The sequence below is a fragment of the Enterobacter sp. MGH120 genome (assembly GCF_001037725.1).
Classification (GTDB): domain Bacteria; phylum Pseudomonadota; class Gammaproteobacteria; order Enterobacterales; family Enterobacteriaceae; genus Enterobacter; species Enterobacter hormaechei_C.
On record NZ_KQ089940.1, the window covers coordinates 278,478 to 299,703 of the forward strand.

Below are 21,226 nucleotides of genomic sequence, written 5' to 3' on the forward strand. Positions count from 1 at the left end.
AAACCTGCGGGTCGCCCTTGTATCTGTTTGAAAGCCTGAATCAACTGATTCAAACCTACCTGCCTGAAGACCAGATTAAGCGTCTTCAGCAGGCGTATCTCGTTGCACGTGACGCTCACGAGGGCCAGACACGTTCAAGCGGTGAACCCTATATCACGCACCCGGTAGCGGTGGCCTGTATTCTGGCCGAGATGAAACTCGACTACGAAACGCTGATGGCCGCCCTGCTGCATGACGTGATCGAAGATACCCCTGCCACCTACCAGGACATGGAACAGCTGTTTGGCAAAAGCGTTGCCGAGCTGGTGGAAGGGGTCTCTAAGCTTGATAAGCTGAAATTCCGCGACAAGAAAGAGGCGCAGGCCGAAAACTTTCGCAAGATGATCATGGCGATGGTGCAGGATATCCGCGTCATTCTCATCAAACTGGCTGACCGCACCCACAATATGCGCACGCTGGGCTCACTTCGCCCGGATAAACGTCGCCGCATCGCCCGTGAAACCCTCGAAATCTACAGTCCGCTGGCGCACCGTTTAGGTATTCATCATATTAAAACCGAGCTGGAAGAGCTGGGTTTTGAGGCGTTGTACCCGAACCGCTATCGCGTGATTAAAGAGGTGGTGAAAGCCGCTCGCGGTAACCGTAAAGAGATGATTCAAAAGATCCTCTCTGAAATCGAAGGGCGTTTGCAGGAAGCGGGTATTCCGTGCCGCGTGAGCGGTCGCGAAAAGCATTTGTACTCTATCTACTGCAAAATGGTGCTCAAAGAGCAGCGTTTTCACTCGATCATGGATATCTACGCGTTCCGCGTGATCGTCCACGACTCAGACACCTGCTACCGCGTGCTGGGGCAGATGCACAGCCTGTACAAGCCGCGTCCGGGGCGCGTCAAAGATTACATCGCCATTCCTAAAGCGAACGGATACCAGTCTTTGCACACCTCCATGATTGGCCCGCACGGTGTCCCTGTTGAGGTGCAGATTCGTACCGAAGATATGGATCAGATGGCGGAGATGGGTGTCGCGGCGCACTGGGCTTATAAAGAGCACGGCGGTGAAAGCAGCACCACCGCGCAAATCCGCGCCCAGCGCTGGATGCAGAGCCTGCTGGAGCTGCAACAGAGCGCAGGTAGCTCGTTTGAATTTATCGAGAGCGTTAAATCCGATCTCTTCCCGGATGAGATTTACGTTTTCACACCGGAAGGACGCATTGTCGAACTGCCTGCGGGCGCAACTCCGGTCGACTTCGCTTACGCCGTGCATACCGATATCGGCCATGCCTGCGTAGGTGCCCGCGTCGACAGGCAGCCTTATCCCCTGTCGCAGCCGCTCTTCAGCGGACAGACGGTGGAGATCATTACCGCGCCGGGGGCACGTCCTAACGCCGCCTGGCTGAACTTTGTCGTGAGCTCAAAAGCGCGCGCAAAAATCCGCCAGCTGCTGAAAAACCTCAAGCGCGACGATTCCGTTAGCCTGGGGCGTCGTCTGCTCAATCACGCGCTGGGTGGCAGCCGCAAACTGGCAGAGATCCCGCCAGAAAACATTCAGCATGAGCTGGAGCGTATGAAGCTCGCCTCGCTGGATGACCTGCTGGCAGAGATTGGTCTCGGCAACGCCATGAGCGTGGTCGTGGCGAAGAACCTGCAACAAGGCGAAACGACAGCCGTTCCTGCCACCACGCAAAATCATGGTCACCTGCCGATCAAAGGCGCTGACGGGGTGCTCATCACCTTCGCCAAATGCTGCCGTCCTATCCCGGGCGACCCGATTATTGCGCACGTCAGCCCGGGTAAAGGGCTGGTGATCCACCACGAATCCTGCCGTAACATCCGTGGCTATCAGAAAGAGCCTGAGAAGTTCATGGCGGTCGAGTGGGATAAAGAGACGGCGCAGGAATTTATCACTGAAATCAAGGTGGATATGTTCAACCACCAGGGTGCACTGGCGAACCTGACGGCAGCGATCAACACGGCCTCGTCCAACATTCAAAGCCTGAATACGGAAGAAAAAGATGGCCGCGTTTACAGCGCCTTTATTCGCCTGACCGCCCGTGACCGCGTGCATCTGGCGAATATTATGCGCAAGATCCGCGTGATGCCGGATGTCATTAAAGTCACCCGAAACCGAAACTAGCATTATGAATTCAAAACGTTACGAGCGAATCTGCGAAATGCTCGCCAGGCGTCAGCCTGATCTGACGGTCTGCATGGAGCAGGTCCATAAACCTCATAACGTCTCTGCTATCGTCCGCACCGCAGATGCCGTCGGCGTGCATGAAGTCCACGCCGTCTGGCCAGGCGCACGTATGCGTACCATGGCCTCCACCGCCGCAGGCAGTAACAGCTGGGTATCCGTGAAAACTCACCAGACTATTGGTGAAGCGGTCTCGCACCTGAAAGGGCGTGGCATGCAGGTTCTGGCAACCAACCTTTCTGCTAAAGCCGTGGATTTCCGTGAGATCGACTACACCCGTCCGACCTGCATTTTAATGGGCCAGGAGAAAACGGGGATCACGCAGGAAGCACTGGACTTGGCCGATCGGGACATCATCATTCCAATGATCGGCATGGTCCAGTCACTCAACGTGTCGGTCGCCTCAGCGCTGATCCTGTATGAAGCACAGCGCCAGCGTCAGAATGCCGGAATGTACGAGCGCAGCAACAGCATGCTGCCGGAAGAGGAGCAGCAGCGCCTGCTGTTTGAAGGTGGCTATCCGGTGCTGGCTCGCGTTGCGAAGCAGAAGAAATTGCCTTACCCCCACGTCAACGCGCAGGGCGAAATTGAAGCCGATGCCGAGTGGTGGTCCACCATGCAGTACGCGGGGTAAATCATGAAAGGCCGCCTGCTGGACGCCATACCGCTCAATAGCCTGACGGGCGTGGGCGCGGCTCAAAGCAGTAAACTGGCGAAGATTGGCCTGCACACCGTGCAGGATCTCCTGCTCCACCTCCCCCTGCGTTACGAAGACCGTACCCAGCTTTATAAAATTGGCGATCTGCTGCCCGCTATTTACGCCACCGTTGAAGGGGAAGTGCTGAACTGCAACATCACCTTTGGCGGACGCAGAATGATGACCTGCCAGATCAGCGACGGCACCGGCATTCTCACCATGCGCTTTTTCAACTTCAATGCGGCAATGAAAAACAGCCTTGCCACTGGACGACGCGTACTTGCGTACGGTGAAGCCAAACGGGGCAAATACGGCGCGGAGATGATCCACCCGGAATACCGCGTGCAGGGCGATCTCAGCTCACCTGAGCTACAGGAGACGCTCACGCCGGTCTATCCAACCACTGAAGGCATTAAGCAGGCTACGCTGCGCAAGCTCACCGACCAGGCGCTGGAGCTGCTCGATACCTGCGCCATTAACGAGCTGCTGCCGCCGGAGCTGGCACAGGGCATGATGAGCCTGCCGGAGGCGTTGCGCACCCTGCACCGTCCACCGCCAACGCTTCAGCTTGTTGATTTAGAAAGCGGTAAACACCCCGCCCAACGGCGTCTTATCCTTGAGGAATTACTGGCTCACAACCTGAGCATGCTGGCCCTGCGCGCAGGTGCGCAGCGCTTCCACGCGCAGCCATTAAGCCAGCGTGATGAGCTCAAAGATAAGCTGCTGGCCTCACTGCCGTTTAAACCCACCGGCGCCCAGGCGCGGGTGACTGCCGAGATCGAACGCGATATGGCGCTGGATGTGCCAATGATGCGCCTGGTGCAGGGCGACGTGGGTTCCGGGAAAACGCTGGTCGCCGCGTTGGCCGCTTTGCGCGCCATCGCCCACGGTAAGCAGGTGGCGCTGATGGCGCCGACGGAACTGCTGGCCGAGCAGCACGCCAACAATTTCCGGAACTGGTTCGCCCCGCTGGGAATCGAAGTGGGCTGGCTGGCCGGGAAGCAGAAGGGCAAAGCGCGCCTTGCGCAGCAGGAAGCCATTGCCAGCGGGCAGGTGCAGATGATTGTCGGCACGCACGCCATTTTCCAGGAACAGGTGCAGTTTAACGGTCTGGCGCTGGTCATTATCGACGAACAGCACCGCTTTGGTGTTCATCAGCGTCTGGCGCTGTGGGAGAAAGGTCTGCAACAGGGCTTCCACCCGCATCAGCTGATCATGACCGCCACGCCGATTCCACGCACCCTGGCGATGACGGCCTATGCCGATCTGGATACCTCCACCATCGACGAGCTGCCGCCGGGCCGTACGCCGGTGACGACGGTCGCCATTCCGGACACGCGCCGCAGCGATATCATTGACCGCGTGCGCAACGCCTGCACCCAGGAAGGGCGTCAGGCTTACTGGGTCTGTACCCTGATTGAAGAGTCTGAGCTGCTGGAAGCGCAGGCTGCCGAAGCCACGTGGGAAGAGTTAAAGCTCGCCCTGCCGGAGCTGAACGTCGGTCTGGTTCACGGGCGCATGAAGCCTGCCGAGAAGCAGGCGGTGATGCAGTCGTTTAAACAGGGCGAACTGCATTTACTCGTTGCGACCACGGTCATCGAAGTGGGCGTGGACGTGCCGAACTCCAGCCTGATGATTATCGAAAACCCGGAGCGTCTCGGCCTGGCGCAGCTCCACCAGCTTCGCGGGCGCGTGGGCCGTGGCGCGATCGCCTCTCACTGCGTGCTGCTCTACAAAGCCCCGCTGTCGAAAACCGCGCAGATGCGTTTGCAGGTATTACGCGACAGCAATGACGGCTTCGTGATTGCGCAAAAAGATCTGGAGATCCGCGGCCCGGGCGAACTGCTGGGCACACGTCAGACGGGTAACGCCGAATTTAAAGTGGCGGATTTGTTGCGCGATCAGGCCATGATCCCCGAAGTACAACGCCTTGCGCGTCATATTCATGAACGCTACCCCGAACAGGCGGCAGCGTTGATTGAACGCTGGATGCCGGAAACCGAGCGGTATTCCAACGCCTGACGATCAGCCAAACATCGGCAGCATCAGGTAGAGCTTAATGACCAGCGCGTTGACGATATCAATGAAGAATGCCCCCACCATCGGCACCACCAGAAACGCCATGTGCGACGGACCGAACCGTTCGGTGATCGCCTGCATATTCGCGATGGCCGTTGGCGTCGCCCCCAGACCAAACCCACAGTGGCCCGCTGCCAGTACCGCCGCATCATAGTTTTTGCCCATCATGCGCCAGGTAACAAAGATGGCATACAGCGCCATGAACACGGCCTGTACCGCCAGGATCGCCACCATCGGCAGCGCCAGCGAGGCCAGTTCCCACAGCTTGAGGCTCATCAGCGCCATCGCCAGGAACAGCGACAGGCTGACGTTCCCCAGCACGGACACCGCGCGTTCGAAGACGCGGTAGAAGCCCATCTGCGCCAGACCGTTGCTCAGGATCACCCCGATAAACAGCACGCAGACAAAGGTTGGCAGTTCAAAAGCCGTTCCCGCCAGCCATTGCGCAACGATTTTGCCCACGGTGAGGCAGATAGCAATCATGGCGATGGTTTCAATCATCACCAGCGAGGTGATGCTACGGCCAACGTCCGGTTTTTCAAATGCCGTCGGCACCATTTCATCGTCTGGCCTGCCTTCCGGCGTGGTGGAGTGTTTCACCAGATAGCGCGCCACCGGGCCGCCAATCAGCCCGCCAAGCACCAGGCCAAAGGTCGCGCAGGCCATTGCCACTTCCGTTGCGTTTTCAAAGCCATAGCGTTCGATGAACAGCTTGCTCCACGCCGCGCCCGTTCCGTGGCCACCTGACAGGGTAATCGACCCCGCCAGCAGACCCATCAGCGGATCCAGCCCCAGCAGCGACGCCATACCGATGCCGATGGCGTTTTGCATCAGCAGCAGGCCCACCACAACAATCAGAAACACGCCCAGCACCTTGCCGCCCGAACGCAGGCTTGCGAGGTTAGCGTTCAGGCCGATAGTGGCAAAGAAGGCCAGCATCAACGGATCTTTCAGGGACATATCAAAATCGATTTCCCAGCCCATGCTTTTTTTCAGCACCAGCAGGGCCAGCGCCACCAGCAATCCACCGGCGACAGGTTCAGGAATGGTGTACTTTTTCAGAAAGGAAACACTGTGTACCAGCTTGCGACCAAGCAGAAGAACCAGCGTTGCGGCAACAAGGGTCGACAACGTATCGAGATGAATCATAAAAGGCTCCTGTTATGCGCGTATTCCATACACACGCGGCGTTATCCTGGGCCGGGTGATGCTCGTCATGAGCCGCCGGCGCGAAAAGTGTAATTTTTTTTTGCTGTTCGTTGTAGAAAACCTGCTCACACCGGCAGATTTTCTCTCTTTTTTTTGCTGGCAATCGTTTGCTTTTACCAGGTGGTCAGCTAAAATGCCCGCTTTTCCACCGTGGGATTGCCGCCGATGTCTGTTAACACTCTGGAGTCTGCTGATGCGCAACCGATTGCGCAGAAGCAAAACAGCGAACTGATTTACCGCCTTGAAGATCGTCCCCCGCTGCCTCAAACCCTGTTTGCCGCATGCCAGCACCTGCTGGCGATGTTCGTTGCGGTCATCACGCCGGCTCTGCTGATTTGCCAGGCGCTGGGGTTACCGGCGCAGGATACGCAACACATCATCAGTATGTCTCTGTTCGCTTCCGGCGTGGCCTCCATCATTCAAATTAAAGCCTGGGGTCCGGTGGGTTCAGGTTTGCTGTCGATTCAGGGCACCAGCTTTAACTTTGTGGCGCCGCTGATCATGGGCGGTACGGCACTGAAAACCGGCGGCGCAGATGTCCCGACGATGATGGCGGCGCTTTTCGGCACCCTGATGCTGGCAAGCTGCACAGAGATGATCATCTCCCGCGTTCTGCACCTGGCGCGCCGGGTGATCACCCCGCTGGTCTCCGGCGTGGTGGTGATGATTATCGGCCTGTCGCTGATCCAGGTGGGTCTGACCTCCATCGGGGGCGGCTACGCGGCAATGAGCGACCATACCTTCGGCGCGCCGAAAAACCTGCTGTTGGCAGGCGTCGTGCTGGCGATCATTATTCTGCTTAACCGCCAGCGTAACCCGTACCTGCGCGTGGCATCGCTGGTGATCGCCATGGCCGCCGGTTACCTGCTGGCGTGGGCGCTGGGTATGCTCCCGGAAAACACCACCCCAACCAACAGCGCGTTGATTACCGTGCCAACGCCGCTCTACTACGGCCTGGGCATTGACTGGAGTCTGCTCCTGCCGCTGATGCTGGTCTTTATGATCACCTCCCTGGAAACCATTGGCGATATCACCGCCACCTCCGACGTGTCCGAGCAGCCGGTCTCCGGCCCGCTGTACATGAAACGTCTGAAAGGCGGCGTGCTGGCGAACGGACTGAACTCGTTTGTCTCGGCGGTGTTCAACACCTTCCCGAACTCCTGCTTCGGCCAGAACAACGGCGTGATCCAGCTGACCGGCGTGGCCAGCCGCTACGTGGGCTTCGTGGTGGCGCTGATGCTGGTGGTCCTCGGCCTGTTCCCGGCGGTAAGCGGCTTTGTGCAGCACATCCCTGAGCCGGTTCTGGGCGGCGCGACGCTGGTCATGTTCGGTACCATCGCGGCCTCTGGCGTGCGTATCGTCTCCCGCGAGCCGCTGAACCGCCGCGCAATCATGATTATTGCGCTGTCTCTCGCCGTAGGGCTTGGCGTCTCCCAGCAGCCGATGATTTTGCAGTTTGCCCCGGACTGGGTGAAAAACCTGCTCTCTTCCGGCATCGCCGCGGGCGGTATTACCGCTATCGTGCTGAATCTTATTTTCCCGCCTGAAAAGAACTGATCCCCACACGGCAGGCTGTCAATGCCTGCCGTGACATCTCTTTACACCATTCCCGCCTTGAGCATTGCGCATAAATCGTGCATAACACCCTTATGTGCGTTTCGCGGGAAGGAAGACCATGAAATTTATTGGAAAGCTGCTTATCTATCTTCTGGTAGCCCTGCTCATTGTAGTGCTCGCCTTTTATTTTCTGCTCCAGACCCGCTGGGGCGCATCGCAGGTCAGCAGCTGGATCACGGTGAATACCGATTACGAGCTCAACTTTGACCTGATGGATCACCGCTTTTCATCCCCTTCTCACATCCTTCTGGAAAACGTTACCTTCGGACGAGATGGCAAACCGGCCACGCTGGTCGCTAAAAAAGTGGATATTGGCTTAAGCAGCCGCCAGATCACCGACCCGCTGCATATGGATGCCATCACCCTGTTCGATGGCACGCTGAATTTATCGCCGCAGACGGCGCCGCTGCCGTTCCAGGCCGACCGTCTGCAACTGAATAACATGGCCTTTAACAGCCCGAATACGGAGTGGGATCTCAGTGCGCAAAAGGTGACCGGCGGCGTCAGCCCGTGGCAGCCCGAGGCGGGGAACGTACTGGGAAAAAATGCGCAAATCCAGATGAGCGCCGGGTCGCTCACGCTCAACGGCATACCGGCCAATAACGTGCTGATTCAGGGACAACTCAACGGCAAAGAGGTGGTGCTGAATACCATCGGTGCCGATATGGCGCGCGGCTCGCTGACGGGCTCGGCTCTGCGTAATGCCGACGGTGGCTGGGTTATCAACACCCTGCGTCTGAATGAGATCCGCCTGCAAAGCGACAAATCGCTGCTGGATTTCTTCGCCCCTCTCTCCACCCTGCCTTCGTTACAGATTGGGCGGCTGGAAGTGACCGATGCCCGTCTACAGGGGCCAGACTGGGCGGTAACCGACCTCGATCTCAGCCTGCGTAACCTCACCCTGAGTAAAGGTGACTGGCAAAGCCAGGAGGGACGGTTATCCATGAACGCCAGCGAATTTATCTACGGCTCGCTGCATCTGTTTGACCCTATCCTGAATGCGGAATTCTCCCCGCAGGGCATTGCGCTGCGTCAGTTCACCTCCCGCTGGGAAGGGGGCATGGTGCGCACCTCCGGCAACTGGCTGCGCGAGGGTCAGGCGCTGGTGCTGGACGACGTTGTCATTGCCGGGCTGGAATATACGCTTCCGGAAAACTGGAAAACGCTGTGGATGGACCCGCTTCCGGCATGGCTGAACAGCGTGACGCTGAAAAAATTCGGCCTGAGCCGCAACCTGGTGATCGACATCGATCCGGCATTCCCGTGGCAGATCACCTCCCTCGACGGTTATGGCGCTAATCTGCGGCTGGCGCAGGATCACAAGTGGGGCGTGTGGGGCGGTAACGCAACCCTCAACGGGGCGGCAGCAACCTTTAACCGCGTCGACGTGCGTCGCCCGTCGCTGGCGCTGAATGCCAACGCCGCAACGGTAAATATTACCGATCTGAGCGCCTTTACCGAGAAAGGGATCCTGGAAGCGACCGCCACCGTGTCACAGCTGCCACAGCGACAAACCACCGTGAGCCTGAACGGGCGCGGTGTACCACTCAACGTTTTGCAGCAGTGGGGCTGGCCAGCGCTGCCGATTGCAGGCGACGGCAATATTCAGCTCACCGCCAGCGGAAGCGTGCAGGCCAATGCGCCGCTGAAGCCGACGGTGAATGGGAAGCTGAGCGCAGTGAATATGGATAAACGGCAGGTGCAACAGAAGATGACCGGCGGGATGGTGTCTACGGTGGCTCCGGCACAGTAAAAAGCCGGGTGGCGGCTTCGCCTTACCCGGCCTACGAGGTTTTGGTTCCTTCTACCGTGGGTGAGGGCATCAGACCGCATAATTACCGTAGGCCCGGTAAGCGAAGCGCCACCGGGCATTTTTCCAGCTCAGAGGTGAACCACCACCTCATCCCCCTCGGCTTTCACCACCACACCCCATTCGCTGCCCGCATGTGAACCGCCTTTTACGCCGCCGACCTTCTGCACGTTGCGCAAGCATACCGACCAGTTTTGCGCATCTCCCGCGCCGGTAAAGGTCACGACGTCGCCCTGACGTGACGCCTTCAGCGTAAACACCACAGAACCGTCCGCCGCAGGCACTTCACTTACCGCCGTTGCGCCATCGCTCAGGTTGAAGAGCTGGAAGGCCGTCCCCTCGTGCCACGCATAGTCCGGCTTCTGGTTATTATTGCCGAGCGCCAGCAGCGTGTTGTCGCGCACATAGACCGGCAGGCTCTGGAAATCGTGCTGCTGCTTATGCCAGCGGCTACCCTCGATTTCATCGTTGTGCCACAGGTGCGTCCAGCGCCCTTCCGGCAGGTAGAACTGCACGTCGCCCGCCTCGGAGAACACCGGCGCCACCATCATTGAATCCCCCAACATGTACTGGCGGTCGAGGTAATCGCACGCCGGATCGTCCGGGAACTCCAGCATCATCGCCCGCAGCATCGGCGTGCCGAACTCGCGGGCCAGCGCCGCCTGACGATACAGGTACGGCATCAGCTGGCATTTCAGCTGCGTGAAGTGGCGCACCACATCGCAGGACTCGTCATCGTACGCCCACGGCACGCGATAGGATTTGCTGCCGTGCAGGCGGCTGTGGCTGGAGAACAGCCCGAACGCGCACCAGCGTTTGTAGACGTGCGCCGGAGCGGTGTTTTCGAACCCGCCGATATCGTGGCTCCAGAACCCGAAGCCGGACAGCCCAATCGACAGCCCGCCGCGCAGGCTTTCGGCCATCGACTCATAGTTGGCGTAGCAGTCGCCGCCCCAGTGTACCGGGAACTGTTGCGCACCCACGGAGGCAGAACGGGCAAACAGCACCGCCTCTTCTTCTCCCACCGTCTCTTTCAGCACGTTCCACACCAGCTCGTTATAAATGTAGGCGTAGTGGTTGTGCATCTTCTGCGGATCGGAACCGTCAAACCACTGGACGTCCGTCGGGATACGCTCGCCGAAGTCGGTCTTGAAGCAGTCGACGCCGATCGCCACCAGGCCTTTCAGCTTGTCGGCATACCACCGGCACGCGTCCGGGTTGGTGAAGTCGTAGATTGCCAGCCCCGGCTGCCATTTGTCCCACTGCCACAGGGAGCCGTCCGGGCGCTTGAGCAGGTAGCCCTTCTCTTTCAACTCCCGGAAGATCGGCGATTTCTGGCCGATGTACGGGTTGATCCACACGCAGACCTTCAGCCCTTTCTCTTTCAGGCGGCGGATCATGCCTTCCGGATCGGGGAAGGTCACCGGGTCCCACTCGAAGTCGCACCACTGGAAGGCCTTCATCCAGAAGCAGTCGAAGTGGAACACGTGCAGCGGCAGGTCGCGCTCGGCCATGCCGTCGATAAAGCTGTTCACCGTCGCTTCGTCATAGTTAGTGGTGAAGGAGGTGGTCAGCCACAGGCCGAACGACCAGGCAGGCGGCAGCGCCGGACGCCCGGTGAACTGCGTATAGCGGTTCAGCACCTCTTTCGGCGTCGGGCCGTCGATCACGAAGTACTCCAGATACTCCCCTTCCACGCTGAACTGCACTTTGGAGACCTTCTCGGAGCCGACTTCAAACGAGACGTTCTCGGGGTGATTCACCAGCACGCCGTAGCCGCGGTTGGTCAGGTAGAACGGGATATTTTTGTAAGACTGCTCGGTGCTGGTGCCGCCGTCGCGGTTCCAGGTTTCGACCGTCTGGCCGTTGCGTACCAGCGCGGTAAAGCGCTCGCCCAGGCCGTAGACCGTTTCCCCCACGCCCAGATCCAGACGTTCGAAGACGTAATTGCGATCGGTATTGCTGTCCTGCACGTAGCCGTTGTTTTTCAGCTGGCTGCCGGTAATGCGCTGGCCGTTGCGCAGGAAATCCAGCGCCCAGAACTCGCCTTTGGCGACGCGCACACTGACGCTGCCGCTTTTCAGCTCGGCAAATTCGGCGTTGTTTTCAATCTCAACTTTTACATCCTTCAGAACGTTCAGCGGATAGTGCGGGCCGTTGTTCAGCGCACCCTGGAAGTGCTCGATGCGCACCCCGACAATCCCTTCCTGCGGGGCAAACAGGCGCACCGTGAACATCAACGTGTCGAGCTGCCAGGTGCGTTCGCGCACGTCACGCGGCGCCACATACACCACCAGGTCATTGCCCTGCTGCTCCACGTCGAACACCTGCACCGGATAGGTCACATTCAGGCCCGGTTGAATAAGCCAGTTTCCATCACTGATTTTCATGCTTACGTCCTCTTAGTTCTGCAATTCTTTGCTGACCGGCAGGTTTTCAAACTCCTGCTGATTGCGGCGCGCGCCCTGCGCCAGCTCGCGCAGAATTTTGGTCAGGAAGGGGGTTTTCAGCGTGTAGTAGCGTTTGGCGATGATGGCGCTCAGCACGTAACAGATCGCCGGTGCCAGGGTAAACAGGCCGATGATGATGCTGATGGTCGCGCTGTTCTGGGTTTTGGCTGCCGCGTCGTAGCCGCCGCCTGCCAGCATCCAGCCGATCATCGCCCCGCCCAGCGCCAGGCCGAGCTTCAGCACGAACAGCGTGCCCGCAAAGCTGATGCCGGTCAGTCGTTTGCCGTTGGTCCATTCGCCGTAGTCGACGGTATCGGACATCATAACCCACTGAATCGGCGTCACCAGCTGGTGCAGCACGCCGATAACGAAGATGAAGCCGAACATCAGGACGGTGGCATGCATCGGCACGAAGAACATCGCCACGCTGACCACCGCCAGCGCGGCGTTGGTCCACCAGAAGATGCTGACCTTGCACTTCCAGTCGGTGAGCGGTTTCGCCAGCGCGGAGCCGATCAGGTTGCCGACGCAGTAGGTGGTGAGGAACGCGACGAACACTTCCGGCGAACCCATGATCCAGGTGCAGTAGTACATCATCGCGCCCCCGCGCACGCAGACGGCGAGAATGTTGAGGATGGTGAGCACGCCGACGATGCGCCACTGGTCGTTTTGCCAGATATCACGCAGATCTTCACGCATGGAGGTGGTGCTCGGCGGCACCTGGATGCGCTCTTTGGTGGTGAAGAAGCAGAACGCCAGCATCAGGAACGCGACCACCGACAGCACGGCGATCCCGCCCTGGAAGCCGAAGGCTTTGTCATCCCTGCCAATCAGGTTCACCAGCGGCATCATCAGCACCGTAGAGAGCATACCGCCCGCCGTCGCCAGCACAAAGCGCCAGGACTGGAGGGAGATACGCTGCGTCGGGTCGTTGGTGATCACGCCGCCCAGCGCGCAGTACGGGATGTTGACCACGGTATAGAGCAGGGTCAGCAGGGTGTAGGTAACGGCGGCGTAAACCATTTTACCGTTGAGGCTGAGGTCCGGCGTGGTATACGCCAGCACGCAGACGATGCCGAACGGAATGGCGCCGAACAAAATCCACGGACGGAACTTACCCCAGCGGCTGCGGGTGCGGTCGGCAATCAGCCCCATGCACGGGTCGGAGATCGCATCCAGCGCGCGGGCCAGCAGGAACATGGTGCCGACAAACCCGGCGGGAATACCAAAAATATCGGTGTAGAAAAACATCATATAAAGCATGACGTTATCAAAAATGATGTGGCTGGCGGCGTCTCCCATGCCGTAGCCAATCTTCTCTTTTACTGACAGGACTTCGCTCATATTTTTATCCTTCACGCTGTAGGGGGCGCTGAGACCGGTTACCGTTTTTTAAACCATTGTTTCAGGAGCGGGTATTGCGTTTTCTGGTTAAGAGATTACGTTTCTTGTTTTTTGTGATCGGGATAAAAGTTGGTGAGCACGAAATGCTAACCTGAGGATTTTCTTAATAATTAGCTGAAACAGGGGGGTTAAGGTCAAAAGAGAGGTGAAAAAAGTGGTGTGGGGTATGTGGTAAATGCCTGAAAGTAGCTATAATGCGCCCCGCCTCCATGTAGCAATGCAGGCGCGGAAGATCGTCATCTCCGGTGAGGTGGCTGGACTTCAAATCCAGTTGGGGGCGCCAGCGTTCCCGGGCAGGTTCGACTCCTGTGATCTTCCGCCAAAATCTAATTATTTCTTGTGAAAGAAATCTCACCTTTTATTAATTCAAAGTAGTATTTTAAGTTTTGTGCTAATTGAGTTTTATGAGGTTCCAGAGCTTTATTAGCAATCTGATAAGTTAACTTTTCAACTTTCTCAAGCCAACTATACTCGCTTTCTAAATGCTTGTTATATTTGTCTCTAGTATATCGAGCAAGCAAAGAAGACATTAGTTTATTATTACACTTCCAGTCATCAATAATAATATAAGAAAAATATCCGGGTGGTATCAAGTGTAAGAAAGCTACTCCACCATAGTTGCCATCATCTATACCATATTCATATAAAGATGAATATTTATTAGTGCTTAAAGAAAAAGAATGTAACAGATCTGGGTATGTCTTTTTTAGTGAATCATTTAAACGATAATGAACAGCCCCCTTCAGATAGCATCTAATCTCTTTGAAAGTATTTTTTTCCGACGAAATAAAGCCTAAGCCATAAACTGAACTATAACTATCGCTAAAAAAAGAAATCTTCGGCAGAAGCAATTTTCGTTTTTTTATCTCATCAATATAGTTATAGAAAAAATCCTTAATATCTTCACCTGAGGTTAAACTAATGTCATTATTTTCTTCCAAACTTAACACTATGCCAACAACATGCATAATTACTTCTGGCTCAATAATTTCACATTTTTCAAGTTGTTTTTTAAGACCTTTCTGTGCGAATAAAAATCTTGTCCTAGTAAGATCGCTCCAACTCCATAACTCTCTCCAGAATTGGCGAGCATTATCGTTAATAAATAATGGATGCTGCGATAAATAACATTTTATGTTGTTAATATCAATTACTCCACTCGAATACAAGAAAGCAATTGTTTTGTATGGGATAACTGGATCAAACCAATCCAATGATTTATATTTATCAATAGTGTTAATAACCCCATTTGTTTTTGTTTTAGATAACGCATGAATTAAAGAGTTTGTTGGTAAGTCAATGACTTCCTCATATGTTATACGTCCCGATCTAATTTCTATTCCTAGAGCTAACATTGAGGACAACAATTTATCAGCAGCAATAGTTGAAGTTTGGAAATAATCACAAAAAAGTGAAATTAACCTTTCATAATCATCAAATATAGCCCTTACACTTCTAAAATTTACACTGCCGGACATTTTTATAATATCGTTTATTAAATCTTTGTTCTTTTTAATATAACTACGTGCTAATTCATTATTGATTTGTTGACTAAAAACCTCTATCACTTGTTCAATAGAAGGAGTTAATGATAACGTCTTTCCTACAACCTTTTCTTTAATTATTACATATTGTTCTTTTTGCTCACTTGTGAAATCATTTTCACTTGCTATAATTATAACTTTGCATGCTTTATGTTCCACAAAGGAATTTATATAGCCCAATACACTTTGAATGGGAATCAAACATCTTTCTAGATCATCAAATATTAAAATTCTTTTTTCTACATTTAAAATGAAGTCTTTTATTATATATTTTGCATCTGTGTCTTTTGTAACATCGGTTCCTGCAACAGCATTTATTACTCTAGAAATAAAAAAACCTATTGCCTTAAATACTTTGGAAGATAATTTTGGATGTACTTAGAAAAATAATCTCTCTGTTATTTCTGCGTTGGTGATTAATCCATTCAAGCTAATGTAAAGGGGATTGAATTTATATTTATTATTAACTAAAACACAACTTTTAATGAAGTGAGTTTTTCCACTACCCCATGGCCCAACAAGTTGTACAGCATAGTCTGTATTATTTTTTTCAGAAAGATAATAATTTAAATAATTTATAACATTGTCATTTAATTCTTCATTTTCATTGAATGCCATACATAGTATCTCGTTTAATATGGGGTTTTCCCAAGCCTAGCTATTTCTTTACGCCCTAGGCTTTTCAACCAATTACCCAAACTCATTCCGTCAGCTTTCGCAGCTTCTTCAAACTGTGCCTTCAACTCCGGCGTAATGCGAATTTGAAAAGTTGGTGCTTTTCCGGATTTAGATTTGTTAGGGTCGCGTTTAGCTGTTGACATGTACGTACCTACTAGAGCAAGATAACCTCATTGAGGTACGTACCTTAGCATACAAAAACCTCAAATTGAAACGCCCTCGTCGGGTACTCGCAATACCGGACGAGAGCTAACCTCACCAACTATCAAGGAGTTGATTATGGCTGATTCGCATTCTACCCCAGACACCGACCAATCCGGAACCGAGCGTTCGTTAATTGTGGGATACCGCCCGAATGTTTTCGACAAATCCACGCCGAAAATCATCCTTTCCGGCAAGTGGCTGCGCGCGGCGGGGTTTGATACCGGGCAGCAGGTCACGGTATAGATCATGAAAGGGTGTATCGTTCTGATGGCGTATAACGAGCAGGAGCAGAGGTTGCAGGATGATTATAAACGGACGAAAGCAAAGCTTATTGAGATAGAGAACGCGCTTGCAGCGATCCAAATTCCGCATGCTGGAAAGCGCCTAGCAAAATCAAATACAAACCACCTGGCTTAGCGGCTGTTTCTGGCATACTACCTGCCTGGTGCATTAGATGTGGAGGCGACATGGCAGATAAAGACGTAATCCAATCCCCGGCAGGCGAATTTGTTATGTTTGCCAGTGATGATGGAACGGTTCGCATCACATGTCGCTTTGAACATGAAACACTCTGGCTGTCGCAAGCAGCCATTGCGTCTCTTTACCAGGTCACCCCTCAAGCTATTACTCAGCATATTAAAGCTATTTACGAAGAAGGTGAGCTTGAACAAAAAGCAACTTGTAAGGCTTACTTACAAGTTCAGCAAGAAGGTCAGCGCAAGGTCAATCGCAACACACTTCACTATAGCCTGCCCGTCATTCTCGCCATCGGCTATCGCGTCCGATCCACGCGAGGTACGCAGTTCCGCCAGTGGGCCACCCAAACGCTCCAGGAATACCTGGTTAAAGGCTTCGTTATGGACGACGAGCGCCTGAAAAATCCGCCTGTGGGATCTTCCGCCGTCCCTGACTATTTCGATGAAATGCTGGAACGCATTCGCGATATACGTGCCAGCGAACGCCGGGTCTATCTTCGCGTGAGGGAGATTTTCGCATTAGCCGCTGACTATCAGCCGTCGCTCAAAGAAACCACGCAATTCTTTCAGACCATCCAGAATAAACTGCATTTTGCCTGCACTGGGCACACCGCTGCTGAGTTGATTCACCAACGTGCGGACGCCACTCAACCGCATATGGAGCTGACCAGCTATAAAGGCGAAGAAGTCCGTAAAAGCGATGTCACCACCGCAAAAAATTATCTGTCTCAGGATGAGGTGAGCGAGCTTAATCGCGTCGTTAATATGTGGCTCGATTTTGCCGAAGATCAGGCCAAACGCCGCAAGCAGGTATTTTTACGAGACTGGCAAACCAAGCTCGATCAGTTTCTGCAATTCAACGACCGGGACGTTTTAGAAGGCGCAGGAAAAATCAGCAAGAAAACGGCTGATGAAAAGGCGTGCTCAGAATACCTCGAGTTTGAAAAAAAGCAGCGCCTGCTGAAAGAAGCCGAAGGTAAGAAAGATATCGCCAGCTTATTAAAATGGGATAAGCAGGCTAAGCGCTAATCCCGGCATAGGTTCATTATTCAATGATATTCATCATTTCAATATTTGATGCTTTTTTTAGTGACTATTATTCTTGCGATGGAAGAATAGTCATAAATCAACCTTATAAAGTTTTAAACGTCAATTGATACCATCCATATCTCGCAACTACAACTTTCTATTAAACCAACCAAAATTCTTTAACATTCCTGTTTTGAAATGAAAGTCACAATTTAAATCCATAATGAAGAGTAGTTTCCCTCAGTCTATAAAAGGAGATTGAGATGGCTATACCTGTTTACTTATGGCTCGAGGATGATTCAGGCCGGAGGATTAATGGATCTGTCGATATAAAAGATCGCGAAGGTTCAATAGAAGTGATTGAATTTATGCATTCTATAGAACAACCTATAGATAAATTCTCCAGTAAAATCACTGCAAAACGCATTTGTAGTACCTATGCATTCATGAAAGAGATTGATTCATCATCCTCTTATCTATACAAAGCCTTATGCACTGGGCAAACACTTAAAAAAGCAGAGTTCATATTTTACAGAATCAACTATAACGGACTTGAAGAGGCTTACTTTAAGACAACTTTAGAAAATGCAAGAGTAGTTCAAATTGAACCACTCATGTTTGACATTAAACTACCGCGAAACGAACGCTATACACATTGTGAATATGTAGATCTAACATATGAAAAAATAACATGGCATTACATAGATGGAAACATCATTCATTCTGATACCTGGAAGGAACGCGCTTAAGGAGAAAGTATGTCCTGGGAATATGATGTAAAAGAGCACAAATTTTATCTTGATGGTGTTTATCAGTTCGATGCAGATTATGCAGGAGCAAGTGGTTACAAAAACGATCCATCTCAAGAATGTGTAAAAAACAGTGGGCCTCTACCTCGAGGGAAATACACAATTGGTTCCCCTCATAATTCAGCCCACACCGGGAAATATACTCTCAGCCTCACGCCCTACTCGACAAATGAGATGTGTGGTAGAGACTCATTTAAAATACATGGTAAAAGCAGTTTGCACCCTGACGACTCTTCAGAGGGCTGCATCATTGCTCCTCTGAGTGCCAGAAGGAGTATCTGGAAAAGCAACGATACGGTATTGATAGTCAAATGAAGCGTTTATTTTGTTTATTGCCATTACTCGTTGCAGTCAGTTCGCACGTCTCAGCAACGGAAATGACCGGCTTCGCGACCGAGTATTACGATGAAGACGGATCATTGACGGAAATTTCTACAACAGTGCCCCTTTCACCGACCATCGCTATAGGCAAGCAAGCCGTACGAATGGAGGTTACTCACCTGTCAGATATCACCAGCACACCAGTTAACAAAGACAGCTCAGCACGCTGGGTCTGCCTTCATGACGACGATGGCACGAATTACTGGTTCATTTCTGATAACGAAATGGGTGCAGGATTGTTAACTGCGCTAGTTATTGCCAAAGATGGCATCCATAAAGAGTGTGCTAAAACAACGGAACCTGTCAGCGTCTCAGTCGCGAATGTTCCATTGTTGAATGCTACTCACAGGAATCTAATTGAAATGTTCGGCAAGAAAGGGATCGCCAAAAAGAAAGCGATACTTTTTTATCAGGAGACGCCAGTACAGAATGGATTCATCCAGAGTAATACGGTCTCGTATTACTTCGATGGCGAAAAAGTGCGTGGTGTAATCATCGGGCAAATTACCAGTAACTAGCTTGCAGAAGCCCTCTCCAGAGGGAGAGGGCGTTAAGCCTGTCCACTCAACCGCATATGCAACAGCGGAAACGGATTCCCCTGCCCATCCAGTTCCGAGCGCCCGACCTGCTCAAACCCCATATGACGATAAAACGCCACCCCCTGCGGATTCTGCTCGTTCACATCCACTTCATTTACGCCGAATTCTGCAATGGCATATTGCAGCAGCATTTTCCCGATACCCTTCCCCCGGCTCGCATCATCCACAAACAGCATTTCAATGCGATTTTTATCCACGCCCAAAAAGCCGTGAATAATACCCACGTCATCCCGGGCAATCACAACCCTGAGATTAGGCAAATATGCGTTGAGCAATAACGGACGCAGCGCCGCGATATCGCTTTCCTGCAAAAAGCGGTGCGTGGCGCGAACGGACGACTCCCAGACTGCGACGAGGCGTTCAAATTGTGAGGGGTGTGCGGCTTCTATTTTCATGGTGATATTCCGGTTGAGTAAAGTTTCAGGGCAGCAATGTAATGATATTCAGCTCTGCGACGTGCGCCACACGCCAGGCGTACAACCATACTCCGTCTGAAAATGACGAATAAAGTGCGCGCAGTCGCTGAACCCCATCCGCTGCGCAATATCCGTCACGCTTTGCTGTGAGTTCTTCAGCAGCCAGCAAGCATAGCGCAGTCTGGCGCTGCGGATAAATTCGCGGGCCGTTTTGCCGAATTCTGCGTGGAACAGACGGTTGAGCTGGCGTTCACTCAATGCCACTTCTCGCGCAAGCCCGGCGGTGGTGAGCGGCCGGGTCAGGAACTGTTCTATCAGCATGACGGCGCGGCGCAACCGCGAGTCAGGGATAAGCGCAAAATTCGCCGGACGCGGGGTGGCAATTTCATGCGGAACGAGCGACAAACGCTGACAGGTGGTGCTGGCGATATCATCCCCGGCATGGGCGCGGATAAGCTCAGTTGCCAGCGTAAGGGTGGAAATACCGCCCGGGCAGGTCAGCACATCGCCATCGTCGATGAAATCATACCCTTGCTCAGCATAAACCAGCGGGAAAGCCTGCCGAAATGCATCAAGGTGGAAAGGATGGATGGACGCTCGTCGTTCATTCAGCAATCCTTCCTGTGCGAGGACAAAACTGCCGGTGCCAATGCCAATGAGCGGAACCCCGGCATGGTGGGCATGTGCCAGATACGCTTTATCCCCCTGATACCCTAAGTCCAGATACTGCAATTCACCGCCGATAACAGCAAGATAGTTAAAACTGTCCGGCGGCGCATGGGGAGAATCTGGTCTCATGATAATCCCCGCATTGCTGATAATCGGGATATCAGGAAATTCACTTATCAGGCTGATTTTAAATGCTAATTTATCCTGAGCTTTCGCTGCATAACGCAGCGCCTCCAGCAACCCGGAGACGGCCAGGAGTGAATAACGGGGCCATAATATCAACCCAATATGCAGACACTTTTCCGGTACTGATTTCCCCCCATCGGAGGAGTCAAATACACTTTTCATTTACTTGCCAAATTTAAAATTAATTACATTATCGCAACATGATCTGTCGCACTTTTTATTTCTAAGGTAATCCTGATATTTTAAATCAAGCATAAATGAGACGGGAGGAAAATATAATGTTTTTCTCGTTTATATCATTCTTTTTTTGAACCACGACACACATATGTCGGTAATGTTCCTAAGGTAAAGATATAGTTACCATTATGTTGTTCATTGATCCGCATATAAATACTCTTGCCCGGATAGACAAAAAATTGCGGTTCATATTTTTCCAGCCAGGTGTCTTCGACATTATCGTCCGGGAACGTCATATTTTTTTCTGACGTCAGCAAATAGAGATGATCTTGTCTCTCCACCCGAAAGGAAATTTTCCTGTCAATGGTTTTACCCGGATCGCTCTTTGCCCGGCCATTCATGCTCAGGGTGCCGAGTTTCCCGTCGAAGGTGTAATTCAGCCAGACCGTCAGCGTCTCATCCGGATGGTGCTGTACCAGATTAGCCTGGCATGAAAAAGGCTGAACGTAAGTTCGGTGCCACAGGTAATAGCCCGTCAGCACGCCTGCGGTGACGAGGCCCGCCACGATGATATACAGCATCTGCCGAAAACGAGTCATG

General features: G+C 53.0%; 18 protein-coding genes, 1 tRNA gene and 1 pseudogene. 11 read left to right on the top strand and 9 right to left on the bottom strand.

The genetic code is table 11. From position 1 onward, the window contains the following. Window positions 1–17 precede the first annotated feature (17 nt). From spoT to recG, 3 genes are read left to right on the top strand one after another with little or no spacing between them, the layout of a single operon-like run. Window positions 18–2,132: a bifunctional GTP diphosphokinase/guanosine-3',5'-bis pyrophosphate 3'-pyrophosphohydrolase gene (spoT, locus tag SK54_RS01345; protein ID WP_003860921.1), complete on the top strand. Its 2,115-nt coding sequence runs from the start codon at window positions 18–20 to the stop codon at window positions 2,130–2,132. Between the two features lie 4 nt (window positions 2,133–2,136). After that, complete coding sequence (trmH, locus tag SK54_RS01350) at window positions 2,137–2,826, top strand: tRNA (guanosine(18)-2'-O)-methyltransferase TrmH (RefSeq protein ID WP_003860922.1); 690 nt, start codon at window positions 2,137–2,139, stop codon at window positions 2,824–2,826. A gap of 3 nt (window positions 2,827–2,829) precedes the next feature. After that, complete coding sequence (gene recG, locus SK54_RS01355; protein ID WP_017383630.1) at window positions 2,830–4,911, top strand: ATP-dependent DNA helicase RecG; 2,082 nt, start codon at window positions 2,830–2,832, stop codon at window positions 4,909–4,911. 3 nt (window positions 4,912–4,914) lie between these two features. On the opposite strand, the gene gltS is transcribed toward recG, so the two are convergent. Then, complete coding sequence (gene gltS / locus SK54_RS01360; protein WP_006812438.1) at window positions 4,915–6,117, bottom strand: sodium/glutamate symporter; 1,203 nt, start codon at window positions 6,115–6,117, stop codon at window positions 4,915–4,917. Between the two features lie 225 nt (window positions 6,118–6,342). Here gltS and xanP point away from each other — a divergent pair, with 225 nt between their 5' ends. Next, the gene (gene xanP, locus SK54_RS01365; RefSeq protein ID WP_015570053.1) at window positions 6,343–7,734 is read left to right on the top strand and encodes a xanthine/proton symporter XanP; all 1,392 of its coding nucleotides are present in this window, start codon (window positions 6,343–6,345) and stop codon (window positions 7,732–7,734) included. A gap of 118 nt (window positions 7,735–7,852) precedes the next feature. After that, complete coding sequence (locus SK54_RS01370; RefSeq protein ID WP_047734934.1) at window positions 7,853–9,547, top strand: AsmA family protein; 1,695 nt, start codon at window positions 7,853–7,855, stop codon at window positions 9,545–9,547. Between the two features lie 128 nt (window positions 9,548–9,675). On the opposite strand, the gene yicI is transcribed toward SK54_RS01370, so the two are convergent. Beyond that, window positions 9,676–11,994 carry an alpha-xylosidase gene (gene yicI, locus SK54_RS01375; RefSeq protein WP_039269354.1) on the bottom strand — a complete coding sequence of 773 codons (2,319 nt, stop codon included), beginning with the start codon at window positions 11,992–11,994 and terminating at the stop codon, window positions 9,676–9,678. A 12-nt stretch (window positions 11,995–12,006) separates the two neighbouring features. Next, window positions 12,007–13,398, bottom strand: a complete 1,392-nt coding sequence (locus SK54_RS01380) for a glycoside-pentoside-hexuronide family transporter (protein WP_023295696.1) — start codon at window positions 13,396–13,398, stop codon at window positions 12,007–12,009. 287 nt (window positions 13,399–13,685) lie between these two features. On the opposite strand from SK54_RS01380, the gene SK54_RS01385 reads away from it, so the two are divergent. Continuing rightward, window positions 13,686–13,780: transfer RNA gene (locus SK54_RS01385), tRNA-Sec, on the top strand. A gap of 4 nt (window positions 13,781–13,784) precedes the next feature. On the opposite strand, the gene SK54_RS22420 is transcribed toward SK54_RS01385, so the two are convergent. Genes SK54_RS22420 through SK54_RS21600 form a run of 3 tightly spaced genes read right to left on the bottom strand, consistent with a single transcriptional unit; the run spans window position 13,785 to window position 15,823 of the window. Further along, complete coding sequence (locus SK54_RS22420; RefSeq protein WP_369793795.1) at window positions 13,785–15,344, bottom strand: P-loop NTPase fold protein; 1,560 nt, start codon at window positions 15,342–15,344, stop codon at window positions 13,785–13,787. A 36-nt stretch (window positions 15,345–15,380) separates the two neighbouring features. Further along, the gene (locus SK54_RS22425; RefSeq protein WP_075550042.1) at window positions 15,381–15,620 is read right to left on the bottom strand and encodes a P-loop NTPase fold protein; all 240 of its coding nucleotides are present in this window, start codon (window positions 15,618–15,620) and stop codon (window positions 15,381–15,383) included. 14 nt (window positions 15,621–15,634) lie between these two features. Beyond that, entirely contained in the window at window positions 15,635–15,823 is a 189-nt protein-coding gene (locus SK54_RS21600; protein ID WP_075550043.1) for a toxin-antitoxin system HicB family antitoxin, read from the bottom strand. A gap of 136 nt (window positions 15,824–15,959) precedes the next feature. On the opposite strand from SK54_RS21600, the pseudogene SK54_RS01395 reads away from it, so the two are divergent. The 5 genes and pseudogenes from SK54_RS01395 to SK54_RS01410 all read left to right on the top strand — a co-directional run bounded on the left by SK54_RS01395 (window position 15,960) and on the right by SK54_RS01410 (window position 19,097). Continuing rightward, window positions 15,960–16,301 (top strand): annotated as a pseudogene (locus SK54_RS01395) (SymE family type I addiction module toxin). 50 nt (window positions 16,302–16,351) lie between these two features. Continuing rightward, window positions 16,352–17,389 (top strand): virulence RhuM family protein, encoded by a 1,038-nt coding sequence (locus tag SK54_RS01400; protein WP_048246604.1) that lies wholly within the window; start codon window positions 16,352–16,354, stop codon window positions 17,387–17,389. 263 nt (window positions 17,390–17,652) lie between these two features. Further along, window positions 17,653–18,138, top strand: a complete 486-nt coding sequence (tssD, locus tag SK54_RS01405; protein ID WP_045338680.1) for a type VI secretion system tube protein TssD — start codon at window positions 17,653–17,655, stop codon at window positions 18,136–18,138. A gap of 9 nt (window positions 18,139–18,147) precedes the next feature. After that, window positions 18,148–18,513, top strand: a complete 366-nt coding sequence (locus SK54_RS21605) for a tlde1 domain-containing protein (protein WP_023302859.1) — start codon at window positions 18,148–18,150, stop codon at window positions 18,511–18,513. Continuing rightward, on the top strand, window positions 18,510–19,097 hold the full coding sequence (locus tag SK54_RS01410; RefSeq protein ID WP_225561440.1) for a hypothetical protein: 588 nt from the start codon (window positions 18,510–18,512) through the stop codon (window positions 19,095–19,097). The genes SK54_RS21605 and SK54_RS01410 overlap by 4 nt, the downstream gene beginning before the upstream one ends. Before the next feature lie 32 nt (window positions 19,098–19,129). On the opposite strand, the gene SK54_RS01415 is transcribed toward SK54_RS01410, so the two are convergent. From SK54_RS01415 to SK54_RS01425, 3 genes are all read right to left on the bottom strand, one after another. Next, window positions 19,130–19,573: a GNAT family N-acetyltransferase gene (locus tag SK54_RS01415; RefSeq protein ID WP_017383639.1), complete on the bottom strand. Its 444-nt coding sequence runs from the start codon at window positions 19,571–19,573 to the stop codon at window positions 19,130–19,132. 48 nt (window positions 19,574–19,621) lie between these two features. After that, window positions 19,622–20,392, bottom strand: coding sequence for a GlxA family transcriptional regulator (locus tag SK54_RS01420; protein WP_223230145.1), 771 nt, complete (start codon window positions 20,390–20,392; stop codon window positions 19,622–19,624). Window positions 20,393–20,745: 353 nt separating this feature from the next. Beyond that, window positions 20,746–21,225, bottom strand: coding sequence for a hypothetical protein (locus SK54_RS01425; protein WP_048246606.1), 480 nt, complete (start codon window positions 21,223–21,225; stop codon window positions 20,746–20,748). Between the last annotated feature and the right edge of the window lies 1 nt (window position 21,226).